Annotated in this window: 12 protein-coding genes and 1 rRNA gene; 2 read left to right on the forward strand and 11 right to left on the reverse strand. The window is 72.7% G+C overall.

Features of this window, described 5'->3' with window-relative positions; all coding sequences use genetic code 11:
* Positions 1-16: 16 nt before the first annotated feature.
* From AB0M30_RS33155 to AB0M30_RS33170, 4 genes are all read right to left on the reverse strand, one after another.
* Positions 17-967 carry a copper transporter gene (locus tag AB0M30_RS33155; RefSeq protein WP_364591963.1) on the reverse strand — a complete coding sequence of 317 codons (951 nt, stop codon included), beginning with the start codon at positions 965-967 and terminating at the stop codon, positions 17-19.
* Positions 964-2,148 (reverse strand): putative cytokinetic ring protein SteA, encoded by a 1,185-nt coding sequence (gene steA, locus AB0M30_RS33160; RefSeq protein ID WP_364591966.1) that lies wholly within the window; start codon positions 2,146-2,148, stop codon positions 964-966. Before steA ends, AB0M30_RS33155 begins: the two co-directional genes overlap by 4 nt.
* A gap of 88 nt (positions 2,149-2,236) precedes the next feature.
* Positions 2,237-3,412 (reverse strand): DUF1266 domain-containing protein, encoded by a 1,176-nt coding sequence (locus AB0M30_RS33165; RefSeq protein ID WP_364591969.1) that lies wholly within the window; start codon positions 3,410-3,412, stop codon positions 2,237-2,239.
* Complete coding sequence (locus AB0M30_RS33170; RefSeq protein WP_364591972.1) at positions 3,409-4,395, reverse strand: zinc-binding alcohol dehydrogenase family protein; 987 nt, start codon at positions 4,393-4,395, stop codon at positions 3,409-3,411. Before AB0M30_RS33170 ends, AB0M30_RS33165 begins: the two co-directional genes overlap by 4 nt.
* Positions 4,396-4,461: 66 nt before the next feature.
* Here AB0M30_RS33170 and AB0M30_RS33175 point away from each other — a divergent pair, with 66 nt between their 5' ends.
* Positions 4,462-4,905, forward strand: coding sequence for a MarR family transcriptional regulator (locus AB0M30_RS33175; protein WP_364591975.1), 444 nt, complete (start codon positions 4,462-4,464; stop codon positions 4,903-4,905).
* Between the two features lie 31 nt (positions 4,906-4,936).
* Here the strand turns inward: AB0M30_RS33175 and recN are convergent, their stop codons facing one another.
* The 6 genes from recN to AB0M30_RS33205 form a co-directional block, all read right to left on the reverse strand.
* A complete protein-coding gene (gene recN / locus AB0M30_RS33180) occupies positions 4,937-6,718 on the reverse strand; it encodes a DNA repair protein RecN (RefSeq protein ID WP_364592009.1) in 1,782 nt (593 codons plus the stop codon).
* 90 nt (positions 6,719-6,808) lie between these two features.
* Positions 6,809-7,735 (reverse strand): NAD kinase, encoded by a 927-nt coding sequence (locus AB0M30_RS33185; RefSeq protein ID WP_360179843.1) that lies wholly within the window; start codon positions 7,733-7,735, stop codon positions 6,809-6,811.
* On the reverse strand, positions 7,732-8,559 hold the full coding sequence (locus AB0M30_RS33190) for a TlyA family RNA methyltransferase (RefSeq protein WP_364591979.1): 828 nt from the start codon (positions 8,557-8,559) through the stop codon (positions 7,732-7,734). Before AB0M30_RS33190 ends, AB0M30_RS33185 begins: the two co-directional genes overlap by 4 nt.
* Before the next feature lie 5 nt (positions 8,560-8,564).
* Complete coding sequence (locus AB0M30_RS33195; RefSeq protein ID WP_364591982.1) at positions 8,565-8,762, reverse strand: hypothetical protein; 198 nt, start codon at positions 8,760-8,762, stop codon at positions 8,565-8,567.
* Positions 8,763-8,779: 17 nt separating this feature from the next.
* Positions 8,780-9,751 carry an HAD-IIA family hydrolase gene (locus AB0M30_RS33200; protein ID WP_364591985.1) on the reverse strand — a complete coding sequence of 324 codons (972 nt, stop codon included), beginning with the start codon at positions 9,749-9,751 and terminating at the stop codon, positions 8,780-8,782.
* The gene (locus tag AB0M30_RS33205) at positions 9,744-10,349 is read right to left on the reverse strand and encodes a hypothetical protein (protein WP_364591988.1); all 606 of its coding nucleotides are present in this window, start codon (positions 10,347-10,349) and stop codon (positions 9,744-9,746) included. Before AB0M30_RS33205 ends, AB0M30_RS33200 begins: the two co-directional genes overlap by 8 nt.
* On the opposite strand from AB0M30_RS33205, the gene AB0M30_RS33210 reads away from it, so the two are divergent.
* Complete coding sequence (locus tag AB0M30_RS33210; RefSeq protein ID WP_364591991.1) at positions 10,314-11,150, forward strand: hypothetical protein; 837 nt, start codon at positions 10,314-10,316, stop codon at positions 11,148-11,150. The genes AB0M30_RS33205 and AB0M30_RS33210 overlap by 36 nt on opposite strands.
* A gap of 955 nt (positions 11,151-12,105) precedes the next feature.
* On the opposite strand, the gene rrf is transcribed toward AB0M30_RS33210, so the two are convergent.
* Positions 12,106-12,197, reverse strand: a 5S ribosomal RNA gene (rrf, locus tag AB0M30_RS33215); the annotation flags it as partial.

Genomic DNA, 12,197 nt, shown 5'->3' on the forward strand with positions numbered 1-12,197 from the left:
AGCAGCGCCGGCCGGGTCAGTTGCCGGCCGGTGCGGTGACGCCCGGCGCCGGGGCCTGCGCGTTGCCCGCCACGCCGTAGCGGCCCGCGCCGCCGTCGAGCTGTTCCTTCAGCGCCAGCACCGTGCTCACCCGGCCCGCCGACGTGTCCGCGTTGTCCACTGTGGACAGGATCGACGTCGCCGACGTGTCCGCCCGGACCACGCCCAGCGCGCCGGTGCCGTCCGCGGAACCGGCGTCGCCCGCCAGGACCGCGCCCGCGCCGCTGCGGTCGAGCTGCGTCGCGACCCGGGCGATCGTCGCCGCGCGGTCGCCCGCGCCGTCGCCGGTCGCCTGGGCGCCGGTGAGCACGATCGCCAGCTGCGCCGGCTTGACGTCCTGGCTCGCCTTGACGAACCCGCCGTCGGTGAGGCCGCTCAGCGCGGCCGCCAGCTCCTCCGGCGAGGACTGCGGTTTCGCCGTGGTCTTGTCCAGCAGCAGCACCGACCCGAGCAGCGCGCCGGCGAGCGTGCCCGAGTCGCCCGCGGTCGGGAACTTCGAACCGGCCGGCTGCAGCCGCGTGACGACGTCGCGGAGCTGGTCGGCCTTCCCGGGGTCGGCGAACGCCGCCGTCAGCTGCACCTCACCGGTCACCGCGGCCCCGGCCTGGCCGATCAGCTGCTTGATCGTGTCCCGGTCGGCCGGGCGCGCGTCTTCGGTGGTCACCAGCACGACCGACCGCTTGTCGAGCACGCCGGCGACGACCTTCGGGCCCATCGAGCCGGCGAAGGCGTCGGCGTCGGCCAGCCGGGCGTTGAGCGCGTTGCGCTGCGCCTCCAGGTCGGCGACCTGGCTGCCGAGGTCCTTCTTCTCCCCCGCCAGCCCGGACAGCAGCGAGCCGTTGAGCGCCGTCGAGCCGAGCACGACGCCGACGGCCAGCGCGAGGAAGCAGGCGGCGATGGAAACTACGTGGTAGCGCAGCGAAATCACGTGAACAATCCCTTGGCCCAGGCGAAGAACGAATTCCAGGTGTGCCGGAGCCAGTCGAGGTAAACCGAGCCCACGTCGGACACCAGCAGCGCCGCGGCGACCACCACCACGGCGGCGAGGACGAGCAGGACGACCGCGCCGATCGACACCCGGTTGCGGTGCAGCGTCGCCACCGCCTTGCCGTCGACGAGCTTCGTGCCCAGCTTCAGCCGCGTCAGGAACGTCGACGGGTTCGACCCGGACCGGCCGTGGTCGAGGAATTCGCGCAGCGTGGCCTGGAAGCCGACGGTGACGACCAGGGTCGCGCCGTGCGCGTCGGCCAGCAGCAGGGCGAGGTCTTCGGCGTTGCCGGACGCCGGGAACGTCACCGCGCCGATGCCGAGGTCCTGGATGCGCTCGACACCGGGGGCGTGCCCGTCGGGCTGGGCGGGCACGACGACCTCGCCGCCGCCGCGCAGGGTCGCGGTGCCGATGCCGGTGGGGTCGCCGACGACGACGTCCGGCTGGTAGCCCTGCACGCGCAGGGTGTCGGCGCCGGCGTCGACACCGATCAGCACCGGGCGGTGCTCGACGATGTACTTCTTGAGCTTCTTCAGGTCCTCGGCGTGCCCGTTGCCGCCCGCGACGACCAGCACGTGCCGGTCCCGCAGCGGCACCTTCAGCTCGGGGACGCCGACGCCGTCGAGGATCAGGGTGCGCTCGCGGCGCAGGAATTCGATCGTGTTGGCCGAGAACGCCTCCAGCTGCGTCGACATCCCGGCCTTGGCCTCGATCATCTGGTCCGCGACGCTCTCGACGGTCTGCGCGATACCCGAGGCGACCTGCCGCTCGCCGATGTAGACGATGCCGTCGAGCAGCCGCAGCTTCGTGCCGTCCTTGATCGAGCGCAGCAGCTCGCCACCGACCGAATCGACGAGCGGGATGCCGGCCGCGACGAGGATCTCCGGGCCCATGTTGGGGAACCGGCCGGAGATCGACGGTGACGCGTTGACCACGCCCGCGACCTCGGCCTCGACCAGGGCGTCGGCCGTCGCGCGGTCGAGGTCCAGCTGGTCGAGCACGACGATGTCGCCCGGACTGATCCGGCGCAGCAGCTCCCGGGTGCGGCGGTCGACCCGGGCGACCCCGGTGATCCCCGGCAGGGGTTCTTGATTCCGCGTGAGCAGACCCGTGAGCTTCATGTGGCCGATGGTGACAAATTTGCTCGTGGGACGAGGTACGCCACGCCGTAGCCTGGGTGACTCATTGTGGTGACCTCCCCCGCACGGGTCAGGCCTCGGACTCCTCCGACAACGAGCCGAAATCGAGGTTCAGCCAGGGGCTGGCCGGATCCTGAAGGAGCTGGTGGTGGACGCGCACGGCCGCCGGGTACCACTCGCCGAACTCGTCCTCGCCGGCGTCCAGCACCCGGCCCATGACGTACCCCGCCGACAGGTCGGCCCATGACTGGTGGTAGCGGCGGGCGAGGGAACCGGCTTCGAGCACCATCAGCTCGGCGCTCAGCGCGTCGCAGTACCCGGCCGCCAAGCCGCCGCGGGCGATGGTGACCGCCCGGCCGACGTCCCAGGACAGCGCCGTCGTCACGCAGCCGTCCGGGTCGACCAGACCGTCGGCGCGCAGCCGCCGCTCGTACCGGGACACCCGGCGGACGGTGTCCCGCAGCTCGTCGGCCTGGTCGGCGGCGTCGTTCTCCGCGCACCACCGGTCCACCAGCTGCGCCCAGGTCAGCGGGTCGAACTCGGCCCCCGGCAGCCCGTACTCGGCGGCGAACCGCAGGCGCAGCATGAGGACCAGGTTGCCGGGCGTCAGCGCGTAGCCGTCGCCGACCAGGTCGGTCATGGTCGCGCGCCAGCCGGCCGGGTCGGGCACGCCCCACCAGTCCCGCAGGCTGCGCACCTCGGCGACGTAGTCGTGGTAGCGGCCGTCGAGGAGGTTCCAGGGCGCCGCGTTGAGCACGGCCAGGTGGGCGCCGCAGGCCAGCGCGTGCGCGATCGACCCCTCGAGGTGCCCGTACGGCGCGGTGATCAGCCGCTCGACCTGCTCCTCGAGCGGCGTGACGTCGCCCGCGTGCGCGTCGAGCCACGGCTGCAGCGTCGCCCCCGGCAGCCGCCACTCGGCGCGGGTGCCGCGGTTGAACACCACGCGCTCGTGCCGCCCGACGCCGTCGACCGCCCAGTCGAGCGCGCCACTCATGGCCACGACGTCCGAGCCGAAGTCCGGCAGCGCGCCGCGGCTGAAGACCTGCAGGAACTCGTCGCCGCCGGTCTCGAAGTAGACGTTCGGGAAGGTCTCCGCCCGCTCGTCGAGGATGCTGCGGGCGTCCACCCGCCGGATCGGCACGAACAGCTCCTCGCCCGCGAGCAGGCCGAGGTAGCGGTCGAGGTCGCCGTCCCGCCGCGCGGCGGCGAGCTGGGCTTCGACATCGGCGGGCGGCGGCAGGATCACGGGGCGGCTCCCTCCGCTCGGCCGGTCAGCACGACGAGCTTGCCCGCCGTCCGGTTGTGCTCCAAGTCGTCGTGCGCCTGCCGGATTTCGTCCATGGCGTACACCTTGGCCGGGCCGAGGGTCGCTTCGCCGTCGGCGATCCGGTCGAGGTGGCGCTGGAGGACGGAGGCCGGCAGGTCGTCCGCCTCACCACCATAAGCGGTCAACCGCACGCCGGTGGGAAGGTAGCCGATCGGATAGAAGTTCGAGATCGTCCACTGGTTGGACAGCATGCCGCTGAAGCAGACGGTCCCGTGCACGCGGGTGGCGTTCAACGTGTCCGGCAGGGTCGGGGTGCCGACGAGTTCCAGCGCGGCGTCGACGCCTCCGGGAGCGATCTTCCGGACCTGCTCGGCGACATTTCCGTCGTCCAGCAGGGGGTGGTCGACGCCGTGTTCACGCAGGGTTTCGAGGCGTCCGGGCTGCCGGGTGGTCGCGAAGACGGTGGCGCCGAGGTCCTTCGCCAGGGTCGCGGTGGCGAACCCGAGCGCGGACGTGCCCCCGCGGATCAGCAGCGTCTGGCCTTCCTGCAGGTCGAGGCCGGTGGTGAGCGAGCCGTACGCGGTCTGCAGCGTCTCCGGCACCTGGCCGAGGACCTCCCACGGCAGGCCCGAGCGGAACGGGATGACCTGGTTTTCGGGCACCAGCGTGTATTCGGCGTAGCCGCCGTCGAAGGTGCGGCCCATGCCGCCCATCATGGTGGCGACCTGCTGGCCGGGCGTGAAGTCACCGCCGGCGTCGACGATCCCGACGGCCTCGATCCCGGGCACGCGCGGGAAGGTGACGCCGTCGGCCAGCCCGAGCCGGGTGTGCAGCTCGGACCGGTTGAGGCCGAACGCCTTGACGGCGATCCGGACCCAGCCCGGTTTCACCTCGGGGAGCGGAAGTTCGGTGAGTTCGAGGTTTTCGACGGGACCGGGCTCCCGGAGTACCACCGCGCGCATTCTGGGTCCTTTCTTCGCAAGCGAACAGTCCGCACAACAACTGTTCGTGCGAGTAGTATTTCCGGGGTGAGCCTTTCCCCCGAGCACGACGCGGCGTGGCGGGGATTCCTGCGGTCTTCGGCGCTGCTGCTGCGGGTGCTGGACGCCGAGCTGCGCGCCGCGCACGGGATGTCGCACCGCACGTACGACGCACTGGTGCAGCTGTCGGAGGCCCCGGAACGGCGGCTGCACATGAAGGACCTGGCCGACGCCCTGGTGCACAGCCCCAGCGGTCTGACCCGAATCGTCGACGGCCTCGAGTCGGCGGGTTACGCCCGCCGGGAGCCGGACCCCGCCAATCGCCGGTCCACGCTGGTGGTGCTGACCGACGAGGGCCTGGCGGCGCTGGAGGCGGCCTGGCCCACGCACGTGCGCGGAGTGCAGCGGCACTTCGCCGACCGGATGACCGGTGAACAGGCGCGCGAGCTGGCGGAGGTGTTCGGCGCGATCCGCACCAGCCTCGGCGACTGAGCGGCCGCCCAGCCCGGCAACCCCAGTGCGGCTACTTCTTCTTCGCCGCGCGCTTCTTCTTCGGCTCGAACTCCGTCTTGTCCTTCTCCGCCGTGGCCAGCAGTTCCTCCGCGTGGGCCCGGCCCGTCTCGTTGTCCATGCCGGCGAGCATCCGGGCCAGCTCGCTGACCCGCTCGGTCTGGCTCAGGTTCTTCACACCGCTTCGCGTCACCCCGCCGGTGTGGCCCTTGTCCACCACCAGGTGCTGGTCCGCGAACGCCGCGACCTGCGGCAGGTGCGTCACCACCAGAACCTGGTGGGTGCGGGCCAGCCGGGCCAGGCGGCGGCCGATCTCGACCGCCGCGCGGCCGCCGACCCCCGCGTCGACCTCGTCGAACACCAGTGTCTGGACCGTGTCCGCGTGCGCCAGCACGACCTCGATCGCCAGCATCACCCGCGACAGCTCGCCGCCCGAGGCGGCCTTGTGGACCGGCAGCGGCGGCGCGCCGTCGTGCGCGCGCAGCAGGAGCTCGACGTCGTCGACGCCGTCCGGGCCCGCGTGCACCGCGCGGCCGTCGATGGTCAGCGCGTGCGTGTCGCCGTGCTCGGCCGGGCGCTGCTCGACCGTCACCTCGATCGCCGCCTGGCCCATCGCCAGCCCGGACAGCTCACTGGTGATTTCCGCCGCCAGCGCCGCGGCGGCGTCGACTCGCGCCGCCGACACTTCGGACGCGTGCGCGGCCAGCTGGATCGCGAGCTGGTCGCGCCGCAGCGCCAGCTCGGCGAGCGCCTCCTCCGACGTGTCCATGGTTTCCAGCCGGCGCCGGGCGTCGTCGGCCCAGGCGAGCACGCCGTCGACGTCCGCCGCGTACTTGCGCGTCAGCCGCTTGAGGTCGGCCTGGCGGGCCAGCACCTTCTCCAGCAGCGCCGGGTCTGCGTCCAGCGTCTCGACGTAGTTGCCCAGCTCGGCCCCGACGTCGGTGAGCAGCACCGACGCCTCTTCCAGCCGCGGCGCCAGCTCCCGCAGCGCGGCGTCCTCCGCCGTCGAAAGGCGCCGCAGCGCCTCCGAAACCAGGCCCATCGCGCCCGGTGCGTCCGGGTCGCCGTCCGGGGAGCCGGACACCGCGACGTGCGCTTCGGTCGCCGTCGCGCGCAGCTCGTCGACCGCGGCGAGCCGCTTGATCTGGTCGGTGAGCTCGACGTCCTCGCCCGGCTGCGGCGCGACGGCGTCGATCTCGGTCAGCCCGTGCTTGAGCAGGTCGGCCTGCTGGGCCATCTCGCGCGAGCGCGTCGACCGCTCGGTCAGCTCCGCGATCACCGCCAGCCACTCCGACCGGATCTCCTGGTACGTGCGCAGCGGTTTCGCCACCGAGTCGCCGGCGAACCGGTCGATCACCGCGCGCTGCTCGGCCGGCCGCAGCAGCCGCAGCTGGTCGTTCTGCCCGTGCACCGCGATCAGCTGTTCCGACAGCTCCGCGAGCACGCCGACCGGCACGGACCGGCCGCCGAGGTGGGCGCGGGACCGCCCGTCGACAGCGACCGCGCGCAGCGCGATCACACTGCCGTCCTCGTCCACGTCCGCGCCCGAATCGACGACGATCCGCTCGGCGCCTTCGACGCCGGCGTAGGTGAACCGCCCTTCGACGAACGCTTTGAGCATTCCCGTCCGGACCTTGGACACCTCGGCTCGGCCCCCGGACAGCAGGTGCAGTCCGGTGACGACCATGGTCTTGCCCGCACCCGTCTCACCGGTCACGACGGTGAAGCCCGCGTGCAGTTCCAGCAGGGCGTCCTCGATGACTCCGAGGCCCTGGATGCGCATCTCGGCCAGCACGCCGCCTACGGTAGCGGCCACCACCGACACTCTGCGCGCCCGCTACCCCGGCGCGTCGCCGATATGTTCGAATATTGCGCCGAGCGGGAGTCAGTCGCAGGGACGCGCGTGCCGCTCGCGCCAGCTCTTCACCGGCAGGGAGAACTTCTGGACCAGGCGGTCGGTGAACGGGCCGTCCCACAGCCGGACCAGCCGCACCGGGGTCTTGCCGCAGGTCACCCGCACCCGGGCGCCCGGCAGCAGATCGATGGGCCGGGTCCCGTCGCAGGTCAGCACCGCGGACGAGCCGTCCGGGTCGATCCCGACGGTGATCACCGAGTCGCGGGAGACGACCAGCGGGCGCGCGAACATCGCGTGCGCGTTGCTCGGCACCACCAGCAGCGCCTGGACGTCCGGCCAGATGATCGGGCCGCCCGCCGAAAACGCGTACGCGGTCGAGCCGGTCGGTGTGGCGCACAGCACACCGTCGCAGCCGAAGGCGGACACCGGACGGCCGTCGACCTCGATCAGCGCGTCCAGCACCCGCTCCCGGGTGCTCTTCTCGACGCTGGCTTCGTTGAGCGCCCAGGTGCGGGCGACCTCTTCGCCGTCGTGGGTGACCGAGACGTCGATGGTCATCCGCTCTTCGACCTGGTAGTCGCCGTCGACCACCCGCTGGACGGTGTCGGCCAGCGCGTCGGAGTCGGCTTCGGCGAGGAAGCCGACGCGCCCGAGGTTCACGCCCAGCACCGGCACGCCGGCCGGCCGGGCCAGCTCGGCCGCGCGCAGCAGCGTGCCGTCGCCGCCGAGGACGAAGACCAGCTCGACGCCGTCGGCGGGGTTGTCGTCCGGGTCGACGACCGTGCAGGTCGCGCCGAGGCCGTGCTCCTCGGGGCTGATCAGCGCGCAGACGTCGTGCTCGGTCACCCGGATCCGGATGCCGGCCTTGGCGAAGCGCGCCGAAACCTCGCGCGCGGCTTCGCCCGTCGCTTCGCGATCGGGGTGCACCAGCAGGAGCACTTCACGTTCGGTGGTCATGCGGGCCCTTCCTCGACGGCGGTCCGGACGAGCCGCTCGGCCTCAGACCTGTCTACCGTGTCCACAGTGGACTCGGCCACGTTGGCTTTCGTAAGCCACACGAAGTACTCGACGTTCCCGGACGGCCCGGGCAGCGGGCTGGCGGTCACCCCGCGCAGCGCGAGCCCGAGTTTCGCGGCCTCATCGATGACGGTGAGCACGGACTCGGCCCGCAGTTCCGGGTCGCGGACGACGCCGCCGCTGCCGAGGCGGTCCTTGCCCACCTCGAACTGCGGCTTCACCATCGGCACCAGGTCGGCGCCTTCGCGCGCGCAGGCGGCGAGCGCGGGCAGCACGAGCTTGAGCGAGATGAAGCTCAGGTCCCCGACGATCAGGTCCACCTGGCCCCCGAGATCTTCGGGGGTGAGGTTGCGGACGTTCGTGCGGTCCATGACCACGACCCGTTCGTCGGTGCGGATCCGCCAGTCGAGCAGCCCCCGGCCGACGTCGGCGGCGATCACGGTCGCGGCACCGTGGCGGAGCAGGACGTCGGTGAAGCCGCCGGTGGACGCGCCGGCGTCGAGGCAGCGCTTGCCCTCGACGCTCAGGTCCGTGAACGCCGCCAGGGCGCCGAGGAGCTTGTGCGCACCGCGCGAGGCCCAGCCGGGGTCGTCTTCGTCCTTCACGACGATCGGCGCGCCGGATTCCACGCCGGTGGCGGGCTTGGTCGCGACCATGCCGCGGACGGTGACCTTGCCGCCGGCGATCAGGGCGGAAGCCTGCTCGCGCGAGCGCGCGAGGCCGCGCCGGACCAGTTCCGCGTCGAGGCGGGCCCGCTTGGGCACGCCGATCAGACCTTGTCGATGCTGGACAGGGCGACCGTCAGCTCGGTGTGGACGGCGTCGAAGCGCTCGACGTGCTCCGCGAGCGGCAGCGCGTCCAGATCGGCCAGCCCGGCGACGGCTTCGTCGATGCCGGCCCGCGGGTCGGTCTGCTGCGAGAACGAACCGGGCGGCGGGCCCGGGACGGGAAAGGGATGGTCCTGCACAGTGCAAACGGTATCAGTCAGCGGTCGCCCAGCCGCGCCTCGGCGTCGCCGCCGAGCTCCGTGACGCCGGTTTCCCAGGCCGTGTGGCAGAGCGCCCGGAGCAGGTCCAGGTCGTCGCCGTCACCCGTCGCGGTGAGGACGCCGCCCTCGGTGCTGACGGTCCAGCCCGGCCGGGGACCGATCTCGAGGTCTTCGGCCGGCTGGGTGAGCGCCGTGAGGTCGTGGGCGAGGTAGGTGGCCCGCTCGGCCGGGACCGCCTCGATCAGCTGCTTCGGCGTCGCCACGCCGGACAGGACGACCAGGGAGTCGATGCCCGCGGCGACCGCGCCGGCGATGTCGGTGTCGAGCCGGTCGCCGACGACCAGCGGCCGCTCCGCACCGGCCGACCGCGCGGCGGTGTCGAACAGCAGCGGCTGCGGCTTCCCCGCGACCAGCGGTTCGACATCGGCGGCGGTGCGCAGCGCGGCGACCATCGAGCCGTTGCCGGGCAGCAGGCCGCGCTCGCTGGGCAGCGTCGTGTCGACGTTGCAGGCCACCCACAGCGCGCCGGCGCGGATGGCCAGGCAGGCCTCGGCCAGCGCGGCCCAGGTGTTGTCCGGCGAGTGCCCCTGGACCACGGCCCGGACGCCGTCGCCGTTCTCCCGCACCGGCGTCAGGCCGGCCCCGGAGACTTCGGCGGCGAGCGACTCGGTCCCGACGACGAGGACCTCGGCGCCGGGCTCGAGCCGTTCCTTCAGCAACTGGACGCCGGCCTGGGCGCTGGTGTGCACCTCGCCGGTCTCGGCGGGCATGCCGAGCTCGGTGAGGTGCGCGACGACCTCGTCCGGCGCCTTCGAGGCGTTGTTCGTGACGAACCGGACGGGCGTGCCGTGCTCCCGCGCGGCCCGCACCGTCTCCGGGGCACCCGGGATCACCCGTGCGCCGTGGTAGACGGTGCCGTCGAGGTCGAAGAGGACCGCGTCGTAGGCCGCGAGGAGGGCGTCACTCATCGGTCGCTTCGGTGTCCTTTTCCTCGGCGGCTTTTTCCTTGGTGGCCTTTTCGTCGGCGTTCTCGTTCGACAGGTCGGCAGCGCGCTCCGCGGCGTCGGTCTCGTCCTCGGCGTCGGCCTCGGCGGCGTTGAGGAACCACCGGATGGCCTCGTCCTTGCGCCCGGCGGCCGCGAGGTTGTCGGCGTAGGCGTAGAAGAGCCGCGCGCTCCACGGGTCGCGCTTCTCGGCCTTGAGGTCGTCACCCTGCAGAGAGACGACGGCGGCGTCCAGCTGCCCGAGGTCCCGCCGCGCCCCGGCCGCGACGATCGCGAGCTCGACCTGGACGGCCTTCGCGAGCTTCGCCGTGTCGGCTTCCTTCGCGAGGTCGAGCGCCCGCTCCGGACGGCCGAGCGCCCGCTCGGCGTCGGCGATGATGGCGATGTGGTCGTCGCTGCGGGTCATCCGCCGGACGGCCCGCAGTTCGGAGAGGGCTTCGGACCAGTTGCCGGCGTGGTAGGCGACCAGGCCGAGGGCTTCGCGCACGATCGGCACGCGCGAGGCCTTGGCCTTGGCGTACTTGGCGTGCTCGAGGGCGGCCTCGGGATCGCTGTCGATCAACCCACCGGCGGCGACGAGGTGCTTCCCGACGGTCTCGGCCAAGCCCTTCGGCAGCGTCCGCAGCTCGCGGCGGGCTTCCTCGTCGAGGTCGGAGAACTCGATGTCTTCGGGAAGCTCGGGCGCTTCGAGGAGCTCCCGGGCGAGCGCTTCGTCGTCGAGCGGGGCGCCGACCTTCGGCCGCGGGTCGCGGCGGGGCCGGTCGCTCTGGCCACGGCTGTCGCTGCGGGAGTCGTCGCGCCGCTGGTAGCTGCTGCGCTCGCCACGCGAGTCGTCTCGGCGGTCGCTGCCACCGCGCCCGCGGTCATCCGAACGGGCAGCACCCGTCCGGGTACCACGGTCATCGTCGCGACGCTGGTAACCGCCACGCTCACCGCGCGAATCATCGCGCCGGTCATCGGAGCGGGAGCCACCGGTGCTGCCACCGTGGTCATCGCGACGCTGATAGCTGCCACGGGAGTCTTCGCGACGGTCGCTGCCACCACGGCCCCGGTCATCCGGGCGGAAGCCACCGGTGCTGCCACCGCGGTCATCACGGCGCTGGTAGCTGCCACGCGAATCGTCGCGACGGTCGCTGCCGCTGGAGCGGGAGCCACCGGTGCTGCCACCCCGGTCGTCGCGGCGCTGGTAGCTGCCACGCGAATCGTCGCGACGGTCGCTGCCACCACGGCCGCGATCGTCCGAACGGAAACCGCCGGTGCTGCCACCGCGGTCATCCGAGCGCGATCCGCCAGTACTGCCACCGCGGTCATCGCGGCGCTGGTAACCACCACTCGAACTGTCGCGACGGTCGCTGCCGCCTGAGCGGAAGCCACCGGTGCTGCCACCGCGGTCATCCCGACGCTGATAGCTGCCACGCGAATCGTCGCGACGGTCGCTGCCACCCGAACGGAAGCCACCTGTGCTGCCGCCCCGGTCGTCGCGGCGCTGGTAACCACCACTCGAACTGTCGCGACGGTCGCTGCCACCCGAACGGAAACCACCCGTCCGGGCGCCGCCGCGCGAATCGTCGCGGTCTTGGCCGCCGCGGGCGCGGTCGTCCGAACGGAAACCTCCCGGGCGGCTGCCACGGTCGTCGTCGCGGCGGCCGGAACCGCCGCGGTCCTCCCAGCGGGGCTTGCGGTCGCCGTAGGACGACTTGCCCTGCGGCCGGCCGCCCCGGTCTTCGTAGCCGCGGCCCGAGCTGTCGTTGCGGGTGCCCGAACGGCTGTTGCCCCGGTCCTCGTACCGGCTCCCCGGCCGGCCGGTGCCACGGTCGTCGGAACGGCCGCCGCCGGAGCGGCTCGGGCCGTCGGAGAAGCGGCTGCCACCCGGGCGGCCGCCGGACGGGCGGCCGGCGGAGTCGCGGTTGCCGTAGCCGCCCTTGCGGTCGTCGCGGTCACTGAAGCTGCGGCCGCCGCTGCGGCTCTGACCTGCGGATCCTCCGCGCTGATCGCGGTCGCGGGGACCGTCGCCGCCGCGGAAGGGCTTGCCGCCGCCGCGGACCCCGTGGTCGTCGCGGCGCGGGCGCCCCTGGTGCGTGCTGTCGCGGCCGCCGCGGTCCTGCCGCGCGCCGCGCCGGTCTCCCCCGGATCCGTCCGATCGGCCCCGGGAGCCTTCGTCCCGGCGTGCCGACCGGCCGGACCCATCATCGCTTGAGTCTCGTCGACCGAACTCGGACACCTGGCCTCCTGCCATGGAAAAAATCTTGTTCTGGACATACGCGTACGGCCCGTCAGGGCAGCCAACTGGCTATCCTAACGGGCCGTACGGAAGGTAAGTTCGGCGGTGTCCTACTCTCCCACAACCCTTCGGTTGCAGTACCATCGGCGCTGTCAGGCTTAGCTTCCGGGTTCGGAATGGGACCGGGCG

Source organism: Amycolatopsis sp. NPDC051716, from assembly GCF_040681595.1.
GTDB lineage: Bacteria > Actinomycetota > Actinomycetes > Mycobacteriales > Pseudonocardiaceae > Amycolatopsis.

Excerpts from the sequence above, each read along its gene's own strand:
- AB0M30_RS33170 (WP_364591972.1), bottom strand. The coding sequence starts at position 4,395 with ATGCGCGCGGTGGTACTCCGGGAGCCCGGTCCCGTCGAAAACCTCGAA.
- AB0M30_RS33185 (WP_360179843.1), bottom strand. The coding sequence starts at position 7,735 with ATGACCACCGAACGTGAAGTGCTCCTGCTGGTGCACCCCGATCGCGAA.
- steA (WP_364591966.1), bottom strand. The coding sequence starts at position 2,148 with ATGAAGCTCACGGGTCTGCTCACGCGGAATCAAGAACCCCTGCCGGGG.
- AB0M30_RS33200 (WP_364591985.1), bottom strand. The coding sequence starts at position 9,751 with ATGAGTGACGCCCTCCTCGCGGCCTACGACGCGGTCCTCTTCGACCTC.